Annotated in this window: 25 protein-coding genes and 1 tRNA gene; 8 read left to right on the top strand and 18 right to left on the bottom strand. The window is 66.9% G+C overall.

The window, feature by feature from the left end:
* Nucleotides 1-42 precede the first annotated feature (42 nt).
* Complete coding sequence (locus ACMZPQ_RS16935; protein ID WP_049457617.1) at nt 43-423, bottom strand: tautomerase family protein; 381 nt, start codon at nt 421-423, stop codon at nt 43-45.
* A gap of 277 nt (nt 424-700) precedes the next feature.
* Between ACMZPQ_RS16935 and ACMZPQ_RS16930 the strand changes: the two genes are divergently transcribed.
* The 3 genes from ACMZPQ_RS16930 to ACMZPQ_RS16920 all read left to right on the top strand — a co-directional run bounded on the left by ACMZPQ_RS16930 (nt 701) and on the right by ACMZPQ_RS16920 (nt 3,276).
* Complete coding sequence (locus tag ACMZPQ_RS16930) at nt 701-1,771, top strand: NucA/NucB deoxyribonuclease domain-containing protein (protein ID WP_197580316.1); 1,071 nt, start codon at nt 701-703, stop codon at nt 1,769-1,771.
* A complete protein-coding gene (locus tag ACMZPQ_RS16925; protein ID WP_197580317.1) occupies nt 1,768-2,403 on the top strand; it encodes an SMI1/KNR4 family protein in 636 nt (211 codons plus the stop codon). The genes ACMZPQ_RS16930 and ACMZPQ_RS16925 overlap by 4 nt, the downstream gene beginning before the upstream one ends.
* Nucleotides 2,404-2,868: 465 nt before the next feature.
* Nucleotides 2,869-3,276: a hypothetical protein gene (locus tag ACMZPQ_RS16920; RefSeq protein ID WP_197580318.1), complete on the top strand. Its 408-nt coding sequence runs from the start codon at nt 2,869-2,871 to the stop codon at nt 3,274-3,276.
* 94 nt (nt 3,277-3,370) lie between these two features.
* On the opposite strand, the gene ACMZPQ_RS16915 is transcribed toward ACMZPQ_RS16920, so the two are convergent.
* From ACMZPQ_RS16915 to ACMZPQ_RS16850, 14 genes are all read right to left on the bottom strand, one after another.
* Nucleotides 3,371-3,445: transfer RNA gene (locus tag ACMZPQ_RS16915), tRNA-Val, on the bottom strand.
* Nucleotides 3,446-3,556: 111 nt separating this feature from the next.
* Nucleotides 3,557-3,910, bottom strand: a complete 354-nt coding sequence (locus tag ACMZPQ_RS16910) for a PilZ domain-containing protein (protein ID WP_004146965.1) — start codon at nt 3,908-3,910, stop codon at nt 3,557-3,559.
* Nucleotides 3,907-4,863 (bottom strand): DNA polymerase III subunit delta', encoded by a 957-nt coding sequence (locus ACMZPQ_RS16905; RefSeq protein ID WP_049457619.1) that lies wholly within the window; start codon nt 4,861-4,863, stop codon nt 3,907-3,909. The genes ACMZPQ_RS16910 and ACMZPQ_RS16905 overlap by 4 nt, the downstream gene beginning before the upstream one ends.
* Nucleotides 4,860-5,525 carry a dTMP kinase gene (tmk, locus tag ACMZPQ_RS16900; RefSeq protein ID WP_197580319.1) on the bottom strand — a complete coding sequence of 222 codons (666 nt, stop codon included), beginning with the start codon at nt 5,523-5,525 and terminating at the stop codon, nt 4,860-4,862. Before tmk ends, ACMZPQ_RS16905 begins: the two co-directional genes overlap by 4 nt.
* Nucleotides 5,522-6,583, bottom strand: coding sequence for an endolytic transglycosylase MltG (gene mltG / locus ACMZPQ_RS16895; RefSeq protein ID WP_197580320.1), 1,062 nt, complete (start codon nt 6,581-6,583; stop codon nt 5,522-5,524). The genes tmk and mltG overlap by 4 nt, the downstream gene beginning before the upstream one ends.
* Before the next feature lie 309 nt (nt 6,584-6,892).
* Nucleotides 6,893-8,257 (bottom strand): aminodeoxychorismate synthase component I, encoded by a 1,365-nt coding sequence (locus ACMZPQ_RS16890; RefSeq protein ID WP_197580321.1) that lies wholly within the window; start codon nt 8,255-8,257, stop codon nt 6,893-6,895.
* 100 nt (nt 8,258-8,357) lie between these two features.
* Nucleotides 8,358-9,620, bottom strand: a complete 1,263-nt coding sequence (fabF, locus tag ACMZPQ_RS16885; protein ID WP_197580322.1) for a beta-ketoacyl-ACP synthase II — start codon at nt 9,618-9,620, stop codon at nt 8,358-8,360.
* Nucleotides 9,621-9,763: 143 nt separating this feature from the next.
* Nucleotides 9,764-10,003, bottom strand: a complete 240-nt coding sequence (gene acpP / locus ACMZPQ_RS16880) for an acyl carrier protein (protein WP_005408313.1) — start codon at nt 10,001-10,003, stop codon at nt 9,764-9,766.
* A gap of 152 nt (nt 10,004-10,155) precedes the next feature.
* Entirely contained in the window at nt 10,156-10,899 is a 744-nt protein-coding gene (gene fabG / locus ACMZPQ_RS16875) for a 3-oxoacyl-ACP reductase FabG (protein WP_005408312.1), read from the bottom strand.
* An 81-nt stretch (nt 10,900-10,980) separates the two neighbouring features.
* Nucleotides 10,981-11,925 (bottom strand): ACP S-malonyltransferase, encoded by a 945-nt coding sequence (fabD, locus tag ACMZPQ_RS16870; RefSeq protein WP_197580323.1) that lies wholly within the window; start codon nt 11,923-11,925, stop codon nt 10,981-10,983.
* Between the two features lie 117 nt (nt 11,926-12,042).
* A complete protein-coding gene (locus ACMZPQ_RS16865) occupies nt 12,043-12,825 on the bottom strand; it encodes a BUD32 family EKC/KEOPS complex subunit (protein WP_197580324.1) in 783 nt (260 codons plus the stop codon).
* Nucleotides 12,826-12,903: 78 nt separating this feature from the next.
* Nucleotides 12,904-13,881: a beta-ketoacyl-ACP synthase III gene (locus ACMZPQ_RS16860; protein WP_197580325.1), complete on the bottom strand. Its 978-nt coding sequence runs from the start codon at nt 13,879-13,881 to the stop codon at nt 12,904-12,906.
* Nucleotides 13,882-13,972: 91 nt separating this feature from the next.
* Nucleotides 13,973-14,167, bottom strand: coding sequence for a 50S ribosomal protein L32 (gene rpmF, locus ACMZPQ_RS16855; protein ID WP_004154640.1), 195 nt, complete (start codon nt 14,165-14,167; stop codon nt 13,973-13,975).
* 107 nt (nt 14,168-14,274) lie between these two features.
* Nucleotides 14,275-14,784, bottom strand: a complete 510-nt coding sequence (locus tag ACMZPQ_RS16850) for a YceD family protein (RefSeq protein WP_008266016.1) — start codon at nt 14,782-14,784, stop codon at nt 14,275-14,277.
* 113 nt (nt 14,785-14,897) lie between these two features.
* Between ACMZPQ_RS16850 and ACMZPQ_RS16845 the strand changes: the two genes are divergently transcribed.
* The gene (locus tag ACMZPQ_RS16845; protein WP_197580326.1) at nt 14,898-15,467 is read left to right on the top strand and encodes a Maf family protein; all 570 of its coding nucleotides are present in this window, start codon (nt 14,898-14,900) and stop codon (nt 15,465-15,467) included.
* 170 nt (nt 15,468-15,637) lie between these two features.
* On the opposite strand, the gene ACMZPQ_RS16840 is transcribed toward ACMZPQ_RS16845, so the two are convergent.
* Nucleotides 15,638-17,479, bottom strand: coding sequence for a glycosyltransferase family 39 protein (locus ACMZPQ_RS16840; protein WP_197580327.1), 1,842 nt, complete (start codon nt 17,477-17,479; stop codon nt 15,638-15,640).
* A gap of 42 nt (nt 17,480-17,521) precedes the next feature.
* Between ACMZPQ_RS16840 and ACMZPQ_RS16835 the strand changes: the two genes are divergently transcribed.
* The 4 genes from ACMZPQ_RS16835 to ACMZPQ_RS16820 are packed head-to-tail and all read left to right on the top strand — an operon-like array spanning nt 17,522 to nt 21,888.
* The gene (locus tag ACMZPQ_RS16835) at nt 17,522-18,475 is read left to right on the top strand and encodes an AAA family ATPase (protein WP_197580328.1); all 954 of its coding nucleotides are present in this window, start codon (nt 17,522-17,524) and stop codon (nt 18,473-18,475) included.
* 2 nt (nt 18,476-18,477) lie between these two features.
* Nucleotides 18,478-19,422 (top strand): DUF58 domain-containing protein, encoded by a 945-nt coding sequence (locus tag ACMZPQ_RS16830; RefSeq protein ID WP_197580329.1) that lies wholly within the window; start codon nt 18,478-18,480, stop codon nt 19,420-19,422.
* Complete coding sequence (locus ACMZPQ_RS16825; RefSeq protein WP_197580330.1) at nt 19,415-21,364, top strand: transglutaminase TgpA family protein; 1,950 nt, start codon at nt 19,415-19,417, stop codon at nt 21,362-21,364. Before ACMZPQ_RS16830 ends, ACMZPQ_RS16825 begins: the two co-directional genes overlap by 8 nt.
* Nucleotides 21,361-21,888, top strand: coding sequence for a Slp family lipoprotein (locus ACMZPQ_RS16820; RefSeq protein WP_008265847.1), 528 nt, complete (start codon nt 21,361-21,363; stop codon nt 21,886-21,888). Before ACMZPQ_RS16825 ends, ACMZPQ_RS16820 begins: the two co-directional genes overlap by 4 nt.
* Before the next feature lie 77 nt (nt 21,889-21,965).
* Here the strand turns inward: ACMZPQ_RS16820 and ACMZPQ_RS16815 are convergent, their stop codons facing one another.
* Nucleotides 21,966-22,325: a histidine triad nucleotide-binding protein gene (locus ACMZPQ_RS16815; protein WP_133933945.1), complete on the bottom strand. Its 360-nt coding sequence runs from the start codon at nt 22,323-22,325 to the stop codon at nt 21,966-21,968.
* Nucleotides 22,326-22,406: 81 nt separating this feature from the next.
* Complete coding sequence (gene recR / locus ACMZPQ_RS16810; RefSeq protein ID WP_197580331.1) at nt 22,407-23,006, bottom strand: recombination mediator RecR; 600 nt, start codon at nt 23,004-23,006, stop codon at nt 22,407-22,409.
* Nucleotide 23,007: the final 1 nt, after the last annotated feature.

Here is a 23,007-nt window from a genome sequence, read left to right as displayed (position 1 = left end):
ACGCTCAGTAGATCCACGCCATGCGTGGATGCTTTTCGCGCATCAGCTCACGTACTGCGCCACGCCATTGCCAAACGACCAGTTCTCCTTCTTCACTTCCACCAGGTTGATGAACACATCCTCGCGGCGGATGCCCACCGCCGCGTGCAGGCCTTCGGCGATGCCCGCATACAGCGCCTTCTTCTGCTCCAGCGTGCGCCCTTCGTTCCAGGTGATCTGGATGCAGATGAAATCGTCGGTGCGGTCCACGCCCAGGTAGCCGGGGTCGTAAACGAGCGTGCCGGGGTCGTGCTGCTGGAAGATCTGGAAGCGGTCGTTCTCCGGCACGCCCACCGCACGCATGGCCTGGTAGATGGCTTCACCCACGCGTTGCAGGTAGTCGGCGGATTTACCTTTGCGAAGATCGATGCGGGCGAGCGGCATGGTGGGGCTCCAGGAACGCGGCGGGATGTTCCTGCGAATGGGAGCACGCGGCGAGAGACCCAGCAAGTGCTGCGCGGCTGTCGCGTTGGCCCAGGCAATGACAGGCCAATGTGACCGGCCGCAGGCCATCCAGTGATCGGCGCCACATCTCTGCCGTGCCAGCCATCACGCCCCGTCAGACGGCCGGGGTATTCCTACCCTCCTCCACCTGTTGGCAGGCGCATCAAGGGGTACCGGCACGCTGCGCCGGCGACCTGTCCAAGACGAGGAGACCCTGATGAAACTGGCGCCATTGGCCTTGGCCGCAACACTGTGCGCGTTCACCGCGCATGCCCAGCAGGGCGATGACTGTCCCAGCGATGCGCAGATGGTCGCAAGCATGTCCCTGGCCGAGCTTGATCGGTATGAAGCGGACATGCGCAATGAAGAGCCGCCCTTCGAGGAACTCTGCAAGGATGCGACCGACAAGGACGAAGAGGACGCTGCAGGTTCACGACGGCATTACTGCATCAAGCGCACCGCACGCTATGTGTCCTACAACACCGACGTCGGCGCGGAGGAGTACTCGGACGTCACGATGTACGACTATGCCTACCTTCCACGCACAGGCACCACATGGACGCACCGCGTTCGCGTGCATATCCAGGACGTAGTGGGCGAGGCCAGCAAGGGGCTGACGATGGCGCCCTTCCTGTTCTGCGGCAGCTGTACCGGCAAGCAGCAGTTCCAGATGATCACCATCGGCGGGCAAGGTGCCTATGACTTCGCTGCGACGCTCAGCATGGACACCGAGGATGGGCGCACCAGCCAGAACACCCAGCTGATCCTGAACCGTTTCAACGTGGAGCAGACGCCAATCGAGATGTCGGCGCCGGAACTGCGGTGCGAGAGGCTGGCGAACAGCAACGCAGCCTGCCGGCATTCAGGCTACCCCGGTGTTGCAGAACTCAGCCTTTCCGATCCGGAGGTGGACGAATCCGCTGCCCACATTCTTGCAGCGCAGGCCGCGCTGCCCGGCAACATCGGGCGCTGGGATCCTGATGCTGCCCTCAGAGGAAAGGCGCTGACGCGTGTTCGGAGCAGAGACGTGAGGATTGCGAACCGGAAATCCAGCAAGCTGCTCTGCGAGCAGAGGTACCCGGGGCAGCCCGGTACAGGAAAGGACTGCGACGAATATCCCTTCGCATCTACCTACCAGGGTGCCAGCCTCGTGCAGGAGGAACAGATGTCCGTCCGATATCTGGATTCGTCGGACAACCGCCGCGTCGGCGGGCGAATGGGACAGTTCTACTGCGGAAGCGACCGCATCGTCGACGGTGAGGAATTCTGGGTGAGGATCGTCCCATGATCGCACCCAAGAAGCGCCATGAAGTACCTGTCAGCGCAGATGACTGGATCGGTCTTCTCACCCGACTGAATCGACAACTGCTTTCCACACTGAATGAGAGCCTTGCCCAGTCCCACGTCGACATGGGACTGCAACCCTTTATCGACCAGTATCCTGACAGCCCTCTGGCAGAGGTTGCTCGACGAGCGCTCACTGGAACCATCGACTGGTGCGGCGTACCGGGTGCAAGCGAGGTGGCGATCGCGAATGCGGAAAATCGCCTCGGTGTCAGGCTGCCGAAGAGCTACCGCGACTTCCTGAAGGTCAGCAATGGCTTTGTGTTGCCGGGGCGTTTTGTGGACATCCTGCTGCCCGTCGAATTGATTCGCCCGTTCGGCCAGGACAACGAAGAGATCGTGCAGATTCGCCGGGAGCTGGTTGTGGACCCGGTAGAGGAGGCGTTCCAGTACCACCTTGATCGCGCCATACAGGTAACCGGCACACCACAGATGGGCGATGACTTCTTCCTGTTGGACACTCACCGCCTTTCGACGCCAAATGAGTGCGATGCCCATGTCTATAGTCGCGTCGATATCGATTGGTTCGCCTCGTTTGCACACCTGATGCTGGAGGAGAGCGAGTTCACTCTGTAGCCGACAGCACCCTCCTTCGGGAGGGTTAACCATCGCGCGTTGACGCTTTTGCCACTTCCAGACCAGCAAGTCTCGTCGCGTATGCAGATCGACACTACCCGGCTTGTCCCAGCGCACACTCGGTGGCGGCACTGGCGCACAGAACTGGAAATACCTGTGCCGTCGCCGCTTCAATGCAACTTTCCTTACTGACGTGTACGTCTGGGCCGTTCCATGATGGCCCCGCCAAGGCAACACGTCTTGGTCGGGATTGGCGTCTCGAATAAACGAACAGGCTCACAGGAAGTTGCGGTCTTGATCGCAGCAAAGAGAATGCACCGACTGCCTTCTATGGCGGGCGGTGCGTGGGGATCGCAAGATCCGCCGGGCCTTTTCTCCCTGTGAGCCTTTCTGCCTTGGTACGCCAACCCGCACCGTCCGCCACCTTCACTCCGACGGTGGCTTTACGCCAGTGAGGGTTTCGCCATGACCAAACGAGCCGCATCGCTTCCACGCCTGTACGCATTGATTGCCGACATCGCCAACCAGGTTCCCGACGACATCGCACGCGAGATCGAGTGCGCATTGGACGAGCAGAACCTGCCCGTGCAGTCACCCGCGTTTTTCGCGTGCCTCAACGCCATCAATAACGCCGAGGGCGAGGACGGGCAGCCGTGCAGCAGCCTCACCCTTGCCGCGGCCAATCACGCGTCGCTGCGCCGCTCGATGGCAGGGCTCACCGCACTGCTCGATCTGCTGCAGGCCGCCGACCGCGCGCGTAGCGAGGCCGGCCCGGATGAGCAGCTGGGCGCCTTCCACACCGACGGGTTGATCGTGGCCGCACGACAACTGGTGCGCGAAGCAAGCCATTGCCTGGCGAGCAGCAACGGTTGACGGTGCCGCAGCACGGTGCCGGCGGGGAGCCCTGCGCAGAACCACAGGCAACAAAAAAGCCCCCATTGCTGGAGGCTTCTTTCGTTCTGCAACATGGTGGGCGGTACAGGGATCGAACCTGTGACCCTTGCCGTGTGAAGGCAATGCTCTACCGCTGAGCTAACCGCCCGGTGTGTTGCTGAGCCGCTCATTATAGGGGCTTTTCAGAGGCCGTCAACCGTTTTTCACATTCGTGTTCACCGGCGTTTTCCGGGGCACGCAGCCGAGCATCCCTCGGCTCTCACATCGTATGGGTCGGCTTGTCCGAGCTGGTCAGGCCGGCCAGCAGCGTCTCGATCTTGTGGCGCACGCCCTCGCCTTCGGCGCCATCGGCCAGCTGCACGCCGATGCCGGCGGTGCGGTTGCCCTGCGCGCCGGCCGGGGTCACCCAGATCACCTTGCCGGCCACCGGCAGGCGTTCGCTGGAATCGGGCAGGGTCAGCAGCAGGAACACCTCGTCGCCCAGGAAGTAGCGCTTGGGCGTGGGCACGAAGATGCCGCCATTCTTCACGAACGGCATGTACGCGCTGTACAGCGCGGCTTTGTCCTTCACGGCCAGGGACAGGATGCCCTGGCGGGCGTTGCTGGCACTCATCGATTTCCCCTTGCGGCAGGCCGCTCGTTCACCTTGTTCCAGGCCAGCAGCAACTCGACCACCGCAAGGTCTGCACGCACCGTGGTGCGCAGCAGGTCGCGGGTGCGGTTGGCCGCATCGAACCAGGCTGCAAGCTTGTGCAATCGCTCCGGCGTGGTCAAGGCATCGGTGCTGGCCTGCGCCAGTGCCAGGTCGGCAGCAAAGCGCAGGCGCAGCGCCGCGTTGTCATCACCGCACCACTTCTGCGCCAGTTCCACCGCGCCGGTCTTGCCGGCGGCCAGCTGCTCCAGCTCCCGGCCCACTTCGCGGCGCAGGCTCAGGCCATCTTCGCGCAGCCAGTTGTCGGCCTGCCCGGGATGGCCGCGCGCTGCGTCCAGCGCTTCGCGCGCCGATGCTTCGCTGTGGCCCTGTTGCTGCAGCCACGCCAGTGCTTCATCGCGGGGAGGCAGCTTGAACTCCAGCCGCTGGCAGCGGCTGCGCACGGTCTGCGGCAGGCGCGCCGGATCGCTGCTGATCAGCCACAGGTAGCGCCCGGGCTGCGGCTCTTCCAGCGTCTTCAGCAGCGCATTGGCCGCCGAGCGGTTGATCGCATCGGCCGGGTCGACGATCACCACCTGCGCCACGCCGTACTGCGGGGTCAGCGCCAGCTTGTTGGTGATCTCGCGCACCTGCTCGATGACGATCTCGGTTCGCAGCTTGTCGCCGCTCTTGTTCGGAATGAAGCTGACCAGCTGCAGGTCCGGATGCGTGCCGGCGGCGATCAGCTGGCGCGTGCGCGTGGCATGTGCAGCGTCGCCACGTGCCAGCACATGGTCGGCCAGCGCCAGCGCCACCTCATGCTTGCCCAGCCCGGCCGGACCGCAGATCAGCAGGCCATGACCGAGGCGATCGGCATCCAACGCGGCCACGGTCTGCTCGAACGCGCGCTGCTGCCACGGCGAGAACGTACTCATGCGCCCTCCCCGTCCAGCAGCCAGCGCTCGACGCGCGCGACCACGTCGGCCGCCACGCGCGCCTGCACCTGGCCGGCGTCGATCAGGGCGAAACGCTGCGGGTCCTGCTGTGCGCGGCGGCGGAACACTTCGCGCACGCGTTGGAAGAAATCATCCTGCTCGCTCTCGATACGGTCCGGCCACAGGTCACGGCCGTTGGCGCGCGCGCGGCCCACGGCCACATCCACATCCAGCAGCAGAGTCAGGCCGGGCAACAGGCCGACCGCGCGTCGTTCCAGATCGGCAATCCAGCGCGGGTCGAGGCCACGGCCACCGCCCTGGTAGGCGTAGCTGGAATCGGTGAAGCGATCGCTGAGCACGTAGGCGCCGCGCTGCAGCGCCGGCTGGATCACCTGGCGCACATGCTGGGCGCGCGCAGCGAACACCAGCAGCAGCTCGGCCTCGGCGCTGAGCGGCTCGGCGGCGATCTCGGCATCGGGCTTCAGCACCAGGCCGCGGATGCGCTCGGCCAGCGGTGTACCGCCCGGCTCGCGGGTCAGCACCACCTCGTGGCCGTGGCTGCGCAGGCAGTCACGGATGGCATTGATGGCGGTGGTCTTGCCCGCGCCCTCGCCGCCTTCAAGGCTGACGAAACGCGGGTGGCGAAGCAGCGCGGGACTCATTGCGCCGGGGTCTCCTGGGTACGTTGCCGGCGCAGCTGCTGCAGGTAGCGGGCTACTGCGGCGTTGTGCTGGTCCAGGCTGGACGAGAACACGTGCGCGCCACTGCCATCGCCGACGGCGACGAAGTACAGCGCATCGCCGGACAGCGGCTGCGCGGCCGCCATCAGCGCATCGCGGCTGGGCATGGCGATCGGGGTCGGGGTCAGGCCGGCACGGGTATAGGTGTTGTAGGGCGTATCGGTGGTCAGGTCGCGGCGGCGGATGTTGCCGTCATACGCGGCGCCGATGCCGTAGATCACGGTCGGGTCGGTCTGCAGGCGCATGCCGATCTTCAGGCGGCGCATGAACACGCCGGCAATCTGCGGGCGCTCGCTGGCCAGCGCGGTTTCCTTCTCGATGATCGAGGCCATCGTCAGCAGTTCGTAGGGCGTATTGATCGGCAGGTCCGGCGCGCGGCTTTCCCAGGCTTCATCCAGCGCCTTTTCCATCGCGGCGTGGGCGCGCTTGAGCACGTCCAGATCGCTGTCGCCACGCTGGTAGACGTAGGTCTCCGGCAGGAAGCGGCCTTCCGGATGCTGGCCACCGAAACCGAGACGCTGCATCAGGGCCGCGTCGTCGAGCGTGCCGGTGGTGTGCAGCAGCGGCTCGGCGCGCTTCAGCGCGGCACGCAGCTGGCGGATGTTCCAGCCCTCGACGATCGTGACGCGGTGCTGCAGTACCTTGCCGGCGCGCATGCGCAGCAGCAGTTCGCGCGGGGTCAGGTCGGCACTGAGCGCGTACTCGCCCACCTTCAGCTTGCCAGCGGCATCGAGCTGGCGCGCCAGCAGCTGCCACTGCGCATCCTGGCCTTCATCCACGCCGGCCTCGCGCAGCTTGCGCAGCACGCTGTTCATGCCATCGCCGCTGGCGATCACCACGCTCTCGGCGGTCGGGGTGATCCGCGCGTCGGCGAACTGGGTCTGCTGGTAGAAGAACCACGCGCCCGCACCGGCCACGACGGCGGCCAGCACCACCACCAGCGTTACCACGAACAGACACCCGCGCTTGGCTCCCGCCATGGACTACCTCTGAACTCGATTCCGTCGTGCAGGATACCGTGCCGGTGGTGTGGGGTCATGACCGGGGTGGCAGACACCCGCATTCGTGCCGACCAAGGTCGGCACCCACCACACGCCCTGTCAGGCGGCATCCGTGCCGACCAAGGTCGGCACCCACCACACGCCCTGTCAGGCGGCATCCGTGCCGACCAAGGTCGGCCCCCACCACACGCCCTGTCAGGCGCGGCCATCAGTAGATCCACGCCATGCGTGGATGAACGGCCATGGAGGCATCCATGCCGGCCAGCGGCCGGCACTACCGGAGTGCGCCTACCCCTGCTGGCCCAGTGCGCGCAGCAGGCCGCGCGCCTTGGCGCGGGTCTCGTCCAGCTCCTTGTCCGGGTCCGAATCGACCACGATGCCGGCGCCGGTACGGAAGCTGACCTCATCGCCCTCCACTTCGGCGGTGCGGATCAGGATGTTCAGGTCCAGGTCGCCATCGCGGTTCAGCCAGCCAAATGCCCCGGTGTAGGCGCCGCGCGGCACCTGCTCCAGCTCGCTGATGATCTGCATGCAGCGCACCTTCGGGCAGCCGGTGATGGTGCCGCCCGGGAAGGTCGCGGCAATCACCTCGCCGGGGGTGACCTCCGGGCGCAGATGGCCGCTGACGTTGCTGACGATGTGGTGCACATGCGCGTAGCTCTCCACGGTCATCAGCTCATCGACCACCACGGTGCCGGGCAGGCAGATGCGGCCCAGGTCGTTGCGCTCCAGGTCGATCAGCATCACGTGCTCGGCGCGCTCCTTCGGGTGGCCGACCAGCTCCTGGATGCGTGCGGCATCATCATCGCCTTCAAACCGCGGACGGGTACCGGCGATCGGACGGGTCTGCGCGTGGCCGGCGTGCACCGACACCAGCCGTTCCGGCGAGGAACTGACCACGTGGCGGCCGTGCGCGCTGAACAGGCCAGCGAACGGTGCCGGGTTGGCGCGGCGCAGCTGCGCATACAGCGCCTGGGGGCTGACCGGCGCGGCGAACCGGGCGCTCCAGCGCCGCGACAGGTTCACCTGGAACACGTCGCCGGCACGCAGGTAGTCGATCACCCGGCGCACGCCGTCGGTGAAGCGCTGCGGTGCATCCTCACCCACCGACTGCGGCGGCTGCCAGCCCTGCCCTGCTTCGGGCAGCGCGGCCGAGGCCAGTGCCACCAGCGCATCCAGCAGCGCCTGCTGGCCCGCTTCGGCGATCACGAAAGTGGCCTCGTTGTGGTGGTCGTGCAGCACCGCCGCCGGGCAGCGCAGTGCCAGCGCGGTCGGGCGGCCGTCGTCGCGCGCACGCGACGCCAGGACCGGTTCGATCTGGCTGGCCACTTCGTAGTCCAGCATCAGCGCCCAGCCACCGCGGAACGGCAGGCTGTGGCTGCCGTCATGCGGCAGGCGTTCGGCCTGCCAGGCGCGGTCCAGCACCTGCAGGAAGCTGCCCGCGCGTGCGGCGTCGTGCTGGTCACGCACCTGGCCATCGGCATCCAACCGCAGGACATCGCCCTGTGCGGCCAGCAGCAGGCTCCAGCGGCCCTGGGCGGTACCGGAGGCGGTGGATTCCATCAGCAGCGGGAAGCGCGCCGGATCGTGCTGCTGCAGGGCGAGCAGGTCGATCGGGTGCGGCAGCGGGTGGATCAGCGGTGCGTGGGTCATGGCGGCCAGTTCAGGGTTTCAGATGCACGGAAGCCGCCTTGCGGCGGCCTCCTCGTGCGTAACGCACGTTCAGTCGAGCAAGCTCGACTCTACAACTCGATCAGACGCGCTTGAAGATCAGCGTGCCGTTGGTGCCGCCGAAGCCGAAGCCATTGGACATCACCACGTCGACCTTGGCCTGGCGTGCTTCGTTGGGCACGTAGTCCAGGTCGCAGCCTTCGCCCGGCTGCTGCAGGTTGATGGTCGGCGGGATCACGTTGTCCTGCAGCGCCATCACCGAGAAGATCGCTTCCACGCCGCCGGCAGCGCCCAGCAGGTGGCCGGTCATCGACTTGGTGGAGCTGACCATCATCTTGTAGGCGTGGTCGCCGAAAGCGGTCTTCATCGCCATGGTCTCGCCCAGGTCGCCCAGCGGCGTGGAGGTGCCGTGCGCGTTGAGGTAGCCCACCTGTTCCGGGGTCACGCCGGCGTCCTTCATGGCCATGGCCATGCAGCGCGCGGCGCCTTCGCCGTTCTCGCTCGGTGCGGTCATGTGGTACGCGTCGGAGCTGGCGCCGAAACCGGCCAGTTCGCAGTAGATCTTCGCGCCGCGTGCCTTGGCGTGCTCGTACTCTTCCAGGATCAGGATGCCGGCACCGTCGCCCAGCACGAAGCCGTCACGGTCCTTGTCCCACGGGCGCGAGGCCTGTTCCGGGGCGTCGTTGCGGGTGCTCATGGCCTTCATCGCGCAGAAGCCGCCCAGCGCGGTCGGCGACGAGCCACGCTCGGCACCGCCGACCACCATCACGTCGGCATCGCCGTACTGGATCATGCGCATCGCGGTGCCGATCGAATGGTTCGAGGTCGCGCACGCCGACACCGCCGAGAACGACGGGCCCTTCAGGCCGGTGATGATGCTCAGCTGGCCCGGCAGCATGTTGATGATGGTCTTGGGCACGTAGAAGGGCGAGATCTTCTTGCCCTCGTGGAACTCGATGGTCTGCTCTTCGATGCCGAGCAGGCCGCCGATGCCGGCGCCGACGATGGCACCGATGCGCTCGGCATTGGCGTCGGTGATCTCCAGGCCCGAATCATGCAGGGCCATGAACGAGGCACCGAGGCCGTAATGGATGAACGGGTCCATCTTCTTGGCATCCTTGCCGCTGACCCGGAACTTGCCGAACAGTTCATTGTCGGCGGTGATGTCAAATCCCTTGACCTCACCTGCAATCTTGGTGGTGAATCGATCCACGTAGGCATCAGCAACGTTGGTCAGCGGACCGATGCCCGAACGACCGTGGGTGATGCCTTCCCAGCTGCTGGCCAGATCATTGCCCAACGGCGAGACGATACCCAGGCCGGTTACGACGACGCGACGCTTCATTGCTGTTTCTCCTGACCCGGATGGTTTCTACGGGTAACTCGGTTTGCTTCGATGTGATGCCCAAACACACGGGGCCGCAACAGCGGCCCCATGGGGTGCGGTGCGCGGCGAGCATCAACCCGCACGCGCACTGCCGTCTGACATCAGGCCTTGACGTGGGCCTTGACGTAGTCGATGGCGGCCTGCACGGTGCTGATCTTCTCGGCTTCTTCGTCCGGGATCTCGCACTCGAATTCTTCTTCCAGGGCCATCACCAGCTCGACGGTGTCCAGCGAGTCAGCGCCCAGGTCATCGACGAACGATGCGCTGTTGGTGACTTCTTCTTCCTTGACGCCAAGCTGTTCGACGACGATTTTCTTGACGCGTTCTTCGATGGTGCTCATGGGATCTCGCTCCAGATGGAGTTGTGGTTCAAAAGTGGTCGCCATCAAAGGCGATGGCCGTGGGATAGTGTAGTGGAAACCGGCGCGGCCTTGCATCGCAGCAAAAAACCCGGCAGATCAACCACTTGCGGCGCAATCCCTGCGCCCCTTGCTTACGGCATGTACATGCCACCGTTCACATGGAGGGTTTCGCCGGTGATGTAACCGGCAGCCGGGCTGGCCAGGAAGGCCACCGCATGGGCGATGTCTTCCGGCGAACCCAGGCGTTCGAGGGCGATGTCGTTGATCAGCGCGGTACGCGCTTCTTCCGGCAACGCCTTGGTCATGTCGGTGTCGATGAAGCCGGGAGCGACCACATTGACGGTGACACCGCGCGAACCGATTTCCTTGGCCAGCGACTTGCTGAAGCCGATGATGCCGGCCTTGGCGGCCGCGTAGTTGGCCTGGCCGGCATTGCCGGTCACGCCCACCACCGATGCGATGTTGATGATGCGGCCCTTGCGCGCCTTCATCATGCCGCGCATGACCGCCTTGCTGGTGCGGAACACGCTGGTCAGGTTGGTGTCGATGATCGACGCCCAGTCCTCGTCCTTCATGCGCATCAGCAGGTTGTCGCGGGTGATGCCGGCGTTGTTGACCAGGATCGAGATCGGGCCGAATTCCTTGGCGATGCCATCCAGCACGCTGTCCAGCGCGGCTGCGTCGGTCACGTTCAGCGCGCGGCCGTGGCCACCGTGGGCAGCCAGGCGCTCGCCGATCGCCGCAGCGCCGGATTCAGTGGTGGCGGTGCCGATGACGGTGGCGCCCTGGGCGGCCAGCAGATCGGCAATGGCGGCACCAATGCCACGGCTGGCGCCGGTGACCAGTGCGATTTCACCCTGCAGGGGCTTGCTCATGATGTTTTCCTCAGACGGGGGCGGCCGCCGTACCCGCGCCGCGTGCAGCGGCCACCGGTACGATCGGCAGGAACAAGGGGGTCAGGCCGACCATGCCTCACGGGCGGCTTCGAAGTCGCCCGGAGTGGCCAGGGAACGGCCATCGATGGCCTTGTCGATGCGCTTGACCAGGCCGGTGAGCACCTTGCCCGGGCCGCACTCGGCGATCTGGGTGATGCCACGGGCGGCCAGCGCCTGCACGCAACCGGTCCACTGCACCGGCTGGTACAGCTGCTGCACCAGCGCGGTACGGATGGCGTCCACGCCGTCATGCACCTTGGCATCGACGTTCTGCACCACCGGCAGCTGCGGTGCCTGCCAGGACAGGCCAGCCATCACTTCGGCCAGGCGGTTGGCGGCTTCGCGCATCAGCGGGGTGTGCGAGGGCACGCTGACGGCCAGCTTGACCGCCTTGCGCACGCCCTTCTCGGCCAGCAGTGCCAGCGCGCGGTCAACCGCATCAGCGTCGCCGCCGATCACGATCTGGCCCGGCGAATTGAAATTGGCCGGCACCACCACCTGGCTGCCAGCGGCTTCAGCGCAGACGTCCAGGACCAGCTGGTCCTCGGCGCCCAGCACGGCGGCCATGGCGCCGACGCCGGCCGGCGCGGCTTCCTGCATCAGCTGGCCGCGCAGGCGCACCAGGTGCGCACCGTCATGCAGGCTCAGTGCGCCGGCAGCGACCAGCGCGGTGTATTCGCCCAGGCTGTGACCGGCCAGCACCGACGGGCGCACGCCGCCCACGGCGTTCCAGGCGCGCCACACGCCAATGCTCGCGGCCAGCAGGGCCGGCTGGGTGTATTCGGTACGGTTGAGCATTTCCTCCGGGCCACCCTGGGACAGCGCCCACAGGTCGACGCCGGCACCATCGGATGCCTCGGTGAAGGCTTCACGCACCTGCGGGTGCAGTTCGGCCAGCTCGGCCACCATGCCCACAGACTGCGAGCCCTGGCCGGGGAAGACAAAAGCGAGGGTGGATACGGTCACGCGGTCATCCGCTTGTTGCAATCGAAGCGGGCCATGATAAGGGCGAATCCGCTGTGTCGTCTGTACGTGCGCGTATGCAGGCGTATGGAGCGCGGCCGGGCAAGCACGACGGGGCCATCAGCAGAACAGCTGCAGCACGTCCAGATCGCCGTCGGCCAGGAAGTCCACGCACAGGCCCACCAGCATCAGCACACCAGCGGTACTGGCACCGTGGGTGATGAAGATCGAATGGGCCAGCGCGCGTGCGGAACGTCCCAGCTTCATGCATACCCGCGCCAGGCTGCGCAGGCGGCCACTGACCGCGTGCACATGTTCGCGCACCGGCGCCTGGGCCCCGCCCATCGCCTCGGCCATCATCGCCTGCAGCTGCTCGGGGCGATCAGTGTAATACTTGGCCACGCCGTAGCCGAACATCAGCCAGTCGCGCGCCTGCGCTTCGGACAGATCCATCACTTCCAGCGGATCTTCCTCGAAGTCGATGAAGCCCACGTTCTGCCCGTCCCAGGTGAGGTTGCGCGGCAGCGGCTGGCCGAAATAGGCCCCATGCGCGTGCGCTTCGGCGATGGCCTGCATCGCCGCCATCACCAACCGGTCGCGGCCGGCGTCGTCGGCCTGGCGCAGGCAGGTATTGAACGAACTGCCGTTGTCGCCGATCACCAGCGCGGCATGGCCACTGCCCAGCACATCAGGCACGTTCACCCCCTGCGCCTGCAGCTCTGCCAGGCGACGGGCTTCGGTTTCGCGCGCTGCGTCACCGCCGCGGTGCGGGGGTGGGCGCAGGGCGTCCAGATGGAAACGGCGGGCAACAAAATTGAGCAGGCCCAGGGCCAGTGCGCGGCTTCCCTTGCCGTACTGCTTCAGCCAGGCGCGCTGCCCTTCGATGACGATGGGCTCAACCATGGACAGGTACTCCTATAAACGCGTTACGGCCCCAGAGGGGCCGTAACGACAAGCTTCACGTTGTCGTAACTTGCGCTATCAATAGCGCAACAGGGCAGAACCCCACGTGAAGCCGCCACCAAAGGCTTCCAGCAGCAACAGCTGGCCGCGCTCGACCTTGCCCGAACGCACCGCCGCATCCAGCGCCAGCGGCACCGAGCCGGACGAGGTGTTGCCGTGCTTGTCGACGGTGACCACGACCTGGTCCATCGACATCTCCAGGCGCTTGGCCGTGGCTTCGATGATGCGCAGGTTGGCCTGGTGCGGAATCAGCCAATCCAGGTCGGACTTGTCCATGCCGTTGGCGGCCAGGGTCTCGTCCACGACCGAGTCCAGCGCCTTGACGGCGTACTTGAACACGTCGTTGCCCTTCATGTTGATGGTGCCGCCACCGTTGGCGCCGTCCTTGAAGCCGGTCGAGACGCCGACCGGGTTCCACAGCAGTTCCTTCTTGCTGCCGTCGGCATGCAGATGGGTGCTGAGGATGCCGGTTTCTTCGTCGGCCTTCAGCACGACGGCACCGGCACCATCGCCGAACAGCACGCAGGTGGTGCGATCGTTCCAGTCGACCATGCGGGTCAGCGTTTCGGTGCCGATCACCAGCACATGCTTGCAGTCGCCGGAACGGATGAATTTATCGGCCACGCCCAACGCGAACACAAAGCCAGAACAGGCCGCATTGACGTCAAAGGCAGGGCACCCTGCAACACCGAGCTTGGCCTGGATCAGGCACGCGGTGGAGGGGAAGATGAGGTCAGGCGTGGTCGTGCCGACCACGATCATGTCGAGCTGCGAAGCGTCGATGCCGGCCGCTTCAAGTGCGCGCAACGCGGCCTGGTAGCCGAGGTCGCTGGTGGTTTCGCCTTCGGCCGCGATGTGCCGTTCACGAATTCCGGTGCGCGACTGGATCCACTCATCCGAGGTTTCGACCATTTTTTCCAGGTCGGCGTTGGTCAGGACTTTTTCCGGCAAATAGCTACCGGTGCCCGCGATCCTCGAATAGATCCGCTTGCTCATCATGTTTCCTGTTGCGCGGGCCGCCGATCACCGGCACGCCCGGGAAAGAAGGCAAAGGCCGCTGCCCAAAGGCAGCGGCCTTCCCGGCACATCAATCTTCTTCGACGGCCGAGGTCTTGGTCTGGATGACCTTCTTGCCGCGGTAGAAACCGTCAGCAGTGATGTGGTGACGCAGGTGCACTTCGCCGGTGGTCGGGTCGGTCGACAGCTGCTTGGCGCTCAGGGCGTCATGGGCACGACGCATGCCGCGGCGGGACGGGGTGACACGGGATTTCTGCACAGCCATGGGATTGCTCCAAACTCGGTTCGTTTTGCTTCGTCGTATCGTCGCGCAGGACGCCAGCGCCCAGCACACTTTCGCTTTCGCCGCAGCCGCCGACGACAATCCGGCTGCTATTGTTTCTTCAGTGCTGCCAACGCCGCAAACGGGTTGGCCTGCTTCGTTTCTTCTTCGCTTGGTGCCCAGTCCTTGTCGACTGCTTCGCCATCGGGCGACAGCGGTACAACCGGCACTGCCAGCACCAACTCGTCTTCGACCAGGTCCAACGGACGCAGCTGGCCGTCTTCCGGCACCAGCAACGCCTCGTATTCCTCCGGCAGGGACGATTCCTCGTCCTCGTCGCGGATCAGGCCAAGCCTCTGGGTCATCTTCACCGGCAACAGGAATCGCTGCATGCTGCGCTGACAGGTCAGCGGCAACGCGGTGTCGATGGTCAGTTCCACATAGGATACCCGCAGGACTTCGTCGCGACCGAATTCAAGCGAGTAGGCACACTCGCCGTCGGTATCTGCGACCAGCCCCTGCAGGCGGGTCAATTCAGCCAGGGACACCTGACCGTCGAAGCGCCTTCGCGCTACAACCATCCGCCAGGCATCCAGCGTTTCGGGCACGTTCGCGGACATAAGCCGCTGAATACTAAGGATCGGGGCGGCCGCTGTCAAATGCCCGCCATACAGGACTTGCTGCTGGCGCCGCGCCCGGGCCAGACTGCCGCGCCCTGCCCCGGAATTGTCGCATGTCACTGGTCCTGGCCTCCACCTCCCGCTACCGCCGCGAGCTGCTGCAGCGGCTGGGCCTGCCCTTCGACTGCGCGCGCCCGGACGTGGATGAAACCCCGTCGGACGGCGAGACGCCGCTGACCCTGGCCACCCGCCTGGCCGCCGCCAAGGCCGCCGAAGTCGCCGCCCGCCATCCCGGCGCCTGGGTGATCGGCTCAGACCAGGTGGCCGACCTGAACGGGCAGCCGCTGGGCAAGCCGGGCACGGTCGAGGCGGCCTGCGCACAGCTGGCCGCGATGTCCGGGCAGACGGTGCGCTTCCACACCGCCATCAGTCTCACGCGCGAAGGAGAATCCCTCACTGCCGTGGATCTGACCGAGGTGCGTTTCCGCGCGCTGGGCCACGACGAGATCGCCCGCTATGTGGCCGCCGAGCAGCCGCTGGATTGTGCCGGCAGCTTCAAGTGCGAGGGCCTGGGCATCAGCCTGTTCGAGGCGATCGACAACCGCGACCCGACCGCGCTGATCGGCCTGCCGTTGATCGCATTGTGCGGGTTGCTGCGCAAAGCAGGTTTCGCGGTGCCGTGACGGCGGCACGCCGACGGCTGGCACCGATCGCGGAAACAGGCCGGACATGGACCGGGTAGAGTCGACTGTCAGTCGACTATCGCGCGCAGCGCGGGGTTTCCGGCACCTGATGGAAGAGCAGTCGACTCTACTTACCTGGAGCGCGCGACCTACCTGGACCGCGCGCCGCCTCAGCGCCTGCGAACCTCGAACGGCTGCTCCTGCCACTTCTCCACGCTGCCGTCGCGCCCGTGCAGGCGCAGGCCGAGCCAGTGCCGGCCCGGCGCCAGCGTGCCGGTGTCGAACGACGCATCGAAACCCACTGCCGGATGCTGCGGGTCGGAGCTGTCCGGCCAGGTCTGGCGCACATCGAAGGCACGTCCGTAGCGCGCGTCACCGATCGAACGTCCGTCCACCAGCATCTCGACGCGGGCCAGGCCGGCACCGTCCTTGAAGGCCCAGCCCTTGATGGCGAGCGTGCCGGACACCCGCTCGCCATTGGACGGCGTGTCCAGCCAGGCCATCGCCGGCGTCACGCACGGTCCCGGGGCGCGCTGCGCCGGCAGGCGGAACAGCAGGAACCGCTGGAACCCATGGTCACTGCTGACCACCCGCGGCGGCGGCAGGGGACCTACCTGTTCGCAGATGGCGTGGTAGCGCGCGAGCAGGTCGCGATAGCGCTGGTCGCTGGGTGACAGCACCAGCAGCATCGGTGCCGTGCGCGCGCCGTCGTGCAGCAGCGCCCACTGCGCCAGCTGCGCGGTGCGCCCGTGCTTGTCGTTGAGCGGGTGCGGCAGCACGTCGATATCGCCCTTGCCGAGCTGGAAGCCCAGTTCGGCACCCACCTTGAAGTTGCCGGCCAACACCCGCGTGCCGGCCGGCATCTGTTGCAGTTCTTCGCGCACGGCCACCGCCAGCGGCTGCCAGCCGGCGAAGTTGCGCGGGTAGTACTTGCTGCCCGCCAGCTGCTCACGCAGCGCAGGCGTGGACGCCATCAGGTAGTAGCCGAAGGCCAGCACCATGCCTGCGCCCGCCAGCCACCAACCGGTGCGGCGCAGCCAGCGCGGCCAGCCGTTGAGCACCACCGGCACCGCGACCAGCAACGCCAGGTAGCCCGGCAGCGGCCAATGGAAACTGATGCGTTCGACGTCGGTGAAGAATCCCAGCAGGAAAATGCCCAGCGTCGACACGCCGCCCACCAGGCCGAAGTAACGCCATTGCACGCGTGCGCCGCCGCCACTGCGGGTACCGGCCAGCGCCACCTTCCACATCGCCATGCACAGGATGGGCGTGACCAGCATCGGCTGGATGACCAGGAACCACAGCCCGTTCCATTCGAACGTCCACGGATGGCGCTCGACCACCTGGAACTTCAGGCCGGCATCGTGGTTGTCCGCATTCCACGCCAGCAGGGGCAGCCAGGCCAGCACACCCACGGCCAGCGCGACCCACACGCGCGGATCGCCGAGCATGCGCCGCCCCTGCGGCAGGGCCAGCAGTGCGATGAAGCCCACGCCGATCACGCCGATGAAGCGGTAGTGGCTGAGCGCACCGATCGCCAGGCCCAGCGCCAGCTTCATCGCCGACGATGCTTCGACGTTGTGCAGCAGCCGCGCACCCGCATGCAGGCAGATCACCGCGGCCAGTGCCATCGGCACATCCGGCACCGCCAGCAGGCCCAGGGTGGCCGACAACGGCATCAGCAGCGTCAGGCTGCCCGCCTGCCACCCCGCCACATTGCCGAACCAGCGCGTAGCCGTGCGCGCCACCAGCAGCGGCAGCAACGCTCCGATGGCCAGGAACGGCAGGCGCAGCGCGAGCACATGATTGCCACCGATCTCCACACCCAACCGCGCCATCCAGGCAGTCAGCCCGGGCAGATCGGAATAGGCGGCGGCCAGATGCTGGCCTTCCTGCCAGTAGAACGCTTCGTCGACGAACAACGGCAGGCGAGCGGCCACCACCAGCTTGGCCGCTGTGACCAGCGTCCATAACCAGAGAAAAATCGTTCGCGCGCGCTGTTCGCCTTGCATTGCCCTATGGATAATCGAATGGATTCCAGATCTGAGACGATCATGACAGCTTCGTCCCCCAATCCCAGCATGCTAACCGATCAACTGCGTCAGGCCCTGCGGGAGGCACAGGATCAGGTCAATGCACTGGTGCTTGGCAAGGTGCCGGAAGTCAGGCTGGCGTTTGTCGCCCTGCTTTCAGGCGGCCATCTGCTGATCGAGGATCTGCCCGGCCTGGGCAAGACCACATTGGCGCACGCGCTGGCCAGCAGCCTTGGGCTGGGTTTCCAGCGCGTGCAGTTCACCTCGGACCTGTTGCCCGCCGATGTGCTGGGCGTCTCGGTGTATGACGCCGGCAGCCGCCAGTTCCAGTTCCATCCGGGCCCGGTGTTCACCCATGTGCTGCTGGCCGACGAGATCAACCGTGCTCCGCCACGTACCCAGAGTGCACTGCTTGAGGCCATGGCCGAACAGCAGGTCACCCTGGACGGGCAGACCCATCCGCTGCCTGATCCGTTCTTCGTGATCGCCACGCAGAACCCGGTGGACCTGTCCGGCACGTTCCCGTTGCCGGATTCGCAGCTGGACCGCTTCCTGCTGCGCCTTGCGATGGGCTACCCCAACGCGCAGGCCGAGCGCGAGCTGCTGCGCGGCAATGATCGCCGTGAGCTGATCGCACGCGCGGTGCCGGCGCTGGATGAAAGCCAGGTGCGCGCACTGCGCGAAGCGGTGGCTCAGGTGCATGCCAGCGACGCGCTCATCGATTACGTGCAGGCCCTGCTGACCCGCAGCCGGCAGCATGCGGGCGTGCGCGTGGGCCTGTCACCGCGTGCCGGCCTGGCGCTGCTGCGCGCAGCCAAGGCACATGCGCTGCTGCTGGGCCGTGGCCACGTGGTGCCGGAGGACGTGCAGACCCTGTTCGTGGCCGTAGCCGGCCATCGCCTGGTCGCCGAAGCCGAGTCCAGTTCCGGACCCGCGCTGGCCCGCGCGATCCTGCAGACCGTCGCGGTGGATTGACGGTGGCGTCGCGCTGGGCACGACTGCAGCTGCTGGCACGGCCGCGCCAGCCGGAGTTCCTGCCACAGCGGCTGGACCGTCACCGCATCTACGTGCTGCCGACCCGCTTCGGGCTGTTCGTGGCCACTCTGCTGGCGGCGATGCTGCTGGGCGCGTTGAACTACAACAACAACCCGGCGCTGCTGTTGGCGATGCTGCTGGCAGCGGTCGGCATTGCCAGCGCCATTGCCGCGCACCTGCAGCTTTCCGGCGTGCAGGTCGATGCGATCAGTGCCGAACCCGTTGCGGCCGGGCAACCGCTGCGCCTGCGCGTGGACCTGTCGCTGCACGACCCGCGCGCGCGCCATGGCCTGCATCTGCAGCTGGGCGACAGCGAAGCATGGATATCCCTGCCGGCGCACGGCCGCGGCGAGGTGGAGCTGGCGCTGCCCACCGAGCAGCGCGGCTGGCTGCAACTGCCGCGCATCCGCCTCTCCACGACCCAGCCGCTGGGACTGGTGCGGGCCTGGTCGTGGATATGGCCGGAACAACCGTTGCTGGTCTATCCGCTGGCCGAAGCCGTATCGCCCACGCTTCCCGAACGCGGCAACGATCCCTTGCACACCCGCGCCCATGCCAGTGGCGAGGAACTGCATCAGCTGCGCCCCTATCGCAGCGGCGATGCTCCGCGCAGCATCGCCTGGAAACACTCGGCGCGGCGCGACAGCCTGCTGGTGCGCGAGTATGAAAAGCCGGTCGGCATCGAGGTGGTACTGGACTGGCGCACGCTGGCTCCACTCGGGCACGAAGCACGCATCGCGCGGCTGGCGCGCTGGGTCGACATGGCCGAACGCGAAGGGCGCCGCTATACCCTGCGGCTGCCGGTGCACCCGCCGTTCGGCCCCGGCCAGGGGGCGGCCCATCACCACCTGTGCCTGCGCGCGCTGGCGCTGATGCCCCATGGCTGAGCCCGCCCTCGCGCTGGATCGCAGCACGCGCAGCTGGACCCTGGCCTGCGGTGCACTGGCCCTGCTGCCGCTGCTGCTGCAGCTGCCATCCCTGCTGGCAGCAGTGATCGCGGTCGCCGCAATGCTGACCGCCGCGCTGTCATGGCGGCGCGTGCTGCCGATGCCGGTGCGCCTGCTGCTGGTGCTGGGCATGCTGGCCGCCATCGTCTGGCAGATGGGCATGGTGCGCCCCGGCCGCGATACCGGCTGCGCATTGCTGGCGGCGATGCTGGCGATCAAATCCAGCGAACTGCGTACCCTGCGCGACGCACGCAGCCTGCTTGGCTTCGCCCTGTTCGCACCCTTTGCCGCGTTCCTGCTCGATCAGGGCCCACTGACCACCACGCTCGCCGCGCTGGCCGGCGTCGGCGCCCTGCTGTCCCTGCAACGCCTGGCGCAGGACGAAGGGCACGCCGGCCGCCTGCCGTGGCGTGGGCAGCTGCGCGGCATCGGCCGGTTGCTGGCGATAGGCCTGCCGTTGGCACTGGCCGGATTCTGGTTGTTCCCGCGGTTGGCGACGCCCTTGTGGGGCGTTCCCGAACGCGCGGTCGGCAGCCCGGGGCTGTCAGACAGCATGGAGCCCGGGCAGTGGCTGGACCTGATGGCCGACGACACGCCTGCCCTGCGCGTGCAGTTCTTCGGCGCCGTTCCCGAGCCCTCACAGCGCTACTGGCGCGGCCCGGTGCTGACCGACTTCGATGGCCACCGCTGGAGCCGTGATCCGGCCAGCGCGCGACGGCCGGCCGCCGTGGTCGAAGCCGGCGCGGGCGGCTGGGACTACCAGATCGACTATGAGCCCACCGACCGCCGCCTGCTGGTCGCGCTGGACCTGCCCAGCCAGGCACCCCAGGGCAGCCGCTTCGACGCCGACATGAGCCTGCGCAGCGACCAGGCGTTGTCCGCGCTCAGCCGTTGGCGGCTGCATTCGGCGCCGCCGCAGCGCTTCGACGCCACCTTGCCACCCTATCTGCGCCACGCGACGCTGCGGCTTCCCGCCGGCTTCAACCCGCGCACCGCACAGCTGGCCCGGCAGTGGCGACAGGATGCCGGCAGCGATGACGCCGCCATCGTCCGCCGCGCGCTGCAGTGGATTGGCCGCGACTTCTCCTACACCCTGGAAACGCCGCCAGCGGGACGTGATCCGGTTGACGAGTTCCTGTTCGGCTACAAGGCCGGCTTCTGCCAGCACTTCAGCTCGTCTTTCGTGGTGCTGATGCGCAATGCCGGGATCCCGGCACGGATCGTGACCGGCTTCGCCGGCGGCACCCGCAACCGCATCGGCGACTACTGGGTGGTGCGCCGCATGGACGCCCACGCCTGGGCCGAAGTCTGGCTGCCGCAGCGCGGCTGGGTACGGGTCGACCCGACCGCCGCCGTGGCACCGGAACGCATCCTGGACACACTCGACGATCGCCTGCAGGCCGGTGCCGACAGCCCGCTGCAGCAACGCTGGCTGAAACTGGGGCAGATGGGCGACTGGCTGCGCCGTGGCTGGAACGACCTGGTGCTCTCCTTCGATGCACGCCGCCAGCAGCAGCTGTTGAAACCGTTCGGCCTGGACGAGCTGGGGCCTGGACAGCTGGTCGCCGGCTTCGTGATGGCCGCGTTGATGGCGCTGGCGTGGATGGCCTGGCTGCTGGCCCGCGGCGAACGCGAGCGCGACCCGCTGCTGCGCGCCTGGCACCGCCTGGGCCGGCGCTATGCCCGCCTGGATCTGGCCCGCGCGCCCCATGAAACCGCGCAGCAGTGGGCGCTACGGGTCCATGCCCGGCGCCCCGATCCTGCGCTGCTCGCACTCAGCCAGCGTTTCGCCGACGCGCGTTACGCTGGAACTTGCACCGACCTCGCTTCATTATTGCGGGACCTGCGCAGGCATCGCCCGACTTCCGGAGCCTCCCCATGAACACCAAGTTCCTCCTCACCGCTGTGGCCACGCTGGCCCTGTCGGCCTGCGCCACGGCCCCCAAGCCGCTGCAGGGACAGTTCAGCCTGGTCTCCCCCCGCGACTCGGTCGCCACCCAGCAGGTCGGCACGCCGGTCCGTTGGGGCGGTCGCATCATCGAAACCAAGCCCGGCCAGGGCGAGACCTGCTTCCAGATGATCTCGCGCCCGCTCAACGCCAGTGGCCGCCCGAACACCACCTCGTCCGACGCCAGCGACGGCCGCTTCATCGCCTGCCGTGCCGGCTTCTACGACCCGGCCGTGTTCGAAGCCGGCCGCGACGTGACCTTCATCGGCAAGATCGATGGCTACCAGAACACCCGCATCGGCGACTACGACTATCGCCTGCCCAAGCTGTCGGCCGATGTGATCTACCTATGGCCGGAACAGCGCCAGGTCGACGTGGTGCCCTACCCCTATGGCCCGTGGGGCCCGGGCCCGTACGGCCCGTACTGGGGGGGTTACGGTCGCTGGGGCTGGTGGTGATCGCCCGCCGGCACGCTTGACGGAAAAGGCCGCCCTCGGGCGGCCTTTTTTCATTCACGCAGGCCGTGCAGAGGCATTCAACGCCCGGGCGACCCGAAATGCCCCAGCGGCCCACCGGCCAGCAGATGCATGTGGATATGGAACACGGTCTGCCCGGCATGCTCGCGGCAGTTCATCACGATGCGGTAGCCGTCCTGCGCGAAGCCTTCGCGGCGCGCGTATTCGGCCGCAGCCAGCGCCAGCTTGCCGATCAGGTGCGCCTGCGACGGTTGCAGGTCATCCAGGGTCGGGATGATCTCGTTCTTCGGAATGAACAGCACATGCACCGGCGCCTGCGGCGCGATGTCCTTGAAGCCCAGCACCTCGTCGTCTTCATAGACGATGGTGGCCGGGATCTCGCGACGGATGATCTTGCTGAAGAGGGTTTCGGTGCTCATGGCCGGCCTCGGCGGGGGGACCCGGCATTGTATGCAACGACCCCTGCCACACGGGCGTGACGAGGTGCACGAAGTTGCGGATCAATCGCGGAATTCGCTGCGCGTCCCGAAAGCGTGCGACAGCGTGCCGCGATCGACGTACTCCAGTTCACCGCCCAGCGGCAGGCCCTGGGCCAAGCGGCTCGGCTGCACTTTGCGTGCGCGCGCCAGCTGCGCCAGGTAATGCGCAGTCGCCTCGCCTTCGACCGTGGCGCTGGTGGCGATGATCAGTTCCTGCACTTCACCCTCGGCCAGGCGCTGCTCCAGCTGCTCCAGCCCGAGTTCGCGCGGGCCGATGCCATCCAGTGGCGACAAACGGCCCTGCAGCACGAAGTAGACGCCACGGAAACCGGTCGCGTTCTCGATCGCCAGCCGATCAGCCGGCGATTCGACCACGCACAGCTGGCTGCGCTCGCGGCTGTTGTTGGCACAGGTCGGGCACAGCTCGGTTTCACTGAAATCGCGGCACTGCGCGCAATGGCCGATACGCTCCATCGCCGTCGCCAGCGCTTCGGCCAGCCGCTGGCCGCCTTCGCGCTCGCGCTCGAGCAGGTGGTAGGCCATGCGCTGGGCGGTCTTCTGGCCAACACCAGGCAGCACCCGCAGCGCATCGATCAATTGTTCAAGCAGGGGTGCGGACACG

This window comes from Stenotrophomonas maltophilia (assembly GCF_047497515.2).
Lineage (GTDB): Bacteria > Pseudomonadota > Gammaproteobacteria > Xanthomonadales > Xanthomonadaceae > Stenotrophomonas.
This window is presented reverse-complemented; position numbering and strand designations above follow the sequence as displayed.

Coding starts and splice junctions, on each gene's coding strand:
- ACMZPQ_RS16935 (WP_049457617.1), bottom strand. CDS start 423: ATGCCGCTCGCCCGCATCGATCTTCGCAAAGGTAAATCCGCCGACTAC.
- ACMZPQ_RS16930 (WP_197580316.1), top strand. CDS start 701: ATGAAACTGGCGCCATTGGCCTTGGCCGCAACACTGTGCGCGTTCACC.
- ACMZPQ_RS16925 (WP_197580317.1), top strand. CDS start 1,768: ATGATCGCACCCAAGAAGCGCCATGAAGTACCTGTCAGCGCAGATGAC.
- ACMZPQ_RS16920 (WP_197580318.1), top strand. CDS start 2,869: ATGACCAAACGAGCCGCATCGCTTCCACGCCTGTACGCATTGATTGCC.
- ACMZPQ_RS16910 (WP_004146965.1), bottom strand. CDS start 3,910: ATGAGTGCCAGCAACGCCCGCCAGGGCATCCTGTCCCTGGCCGTGAAG.
- ACMZPQ_RS16905 (WP_049457619.1), bottom strand. CDS start 4,863: ATGAGTACGTTCTCGCCGTGGCAGCAGCGCGCGTTCGAGCAGACCGTG.
- tmk (WP_197580319.1), bottom strand. CDS start 5,525: ATGAGTCCCGCGCTGCTTCGCCACCCGCGTTTCGTCAGCCTTGAAGGC.
- mltG (WP_197580320.1), bottom strand. CDS start 6,583: ATGGCGGGAGCCAAGCGCGGGTGTCTGTTCGTGGTAACGCTGGTGGTG.
- ACMZPQ_RS16890 (WP_197580321.1), bottom strand. CDS start 8,257: ATGACCCACGCACCGCTGATCCACCCGCTGCCGCACCCGATCGACCTG.
- fabF (WP_197580322.1), bottom strand. CDS start 9,620: ATGAAGCGTCGCGTCGTCGTAACCGGCCTGGGTATCGTCTCGCCGTTG.
- acpP (WP_005408313.1), bottom strand. CDS start 10,003: ATGAGCACCATCGAAGAACGCGTCAAGAAAATCGTCGTCGAACAGCTT.
- fabG (WP_005408312.1), bottom strand. CDS start 10,899: ATGAGCAAGCCCCTGCAGGGTGAAATCGCACTGGTCACCGGCGCCAGC.
- ACMZPQ_RS16865 (WP_197580324.1), bottom strand. CDS start 12,825: ATGGTTGAGCCCATCGTCATCGAAGGGCAGCGCGCCTGGCTGAAGCAG.
- ACMZPQ_RS16860 (WP_197580325.1), bottom strand. CDS start 13,881: ATGAGCAAGCGGATCTATTCGAGGATCGCGGGCACCGGTAGCTATTTG.
- rpmF (WP_004154640.1), bottom strand. CDS start 14,167: ATGGCTGTGCAGAAATCCCGTGTCACCCCGTCCCGCCGCGGCATGCGT.
- ACMZPQ_RS16850 (WP_008266016.1), bottom strand. CDS start 14,784: ATGTCCGCGAACGTGCCCGAAACGCTGGATGCCTGGCGGATGGTTGTA.
- ACMZPQ_RS16845 (WP_197580326.1), top strand. CDS start 14,898: ATGTCACTGGTCCTGGCCTCCACCTCCCGCTACCGCCGCGAGCTGCTG.
- ACMZPQ_RS16840 (WP_197580327.1), bottom strand. CDS start 17,479: ATGCAAGGCGAACAGCGCGCGCGAACGATTTTTCTCTGGTTATGGACG.
- ACMZPQ_RS16835 (WP_197580328.1), top strand. CDS start 17,522: ATGACAGCTTCGTCCCCCAATCCCAGCATGCTAACCGATCAACTGCGT.
- ACMZPQ_RS16825 (WP_197580330.1), top strand. CDS start 19,415: ATGGCTGAGCCCGCCCTCGCGCTGGATCGCAGCACGCGCAGCTGGACC.
- ACMZPQ_RS16820 (WP_008265847.1), top strand. CDS start 21,361: ATGAACACCAAGTTCCTCCTCACCGCTGTGGCCACGCTGGCCCTGTCG.
- ACMZPQ_RS16815 (WP_133933945.1), bottom strand. CDS start 22,325: ATGAGCACCGAAACCCTCTTCAGCAAGATCATCCGTCGCGAGATCCCG.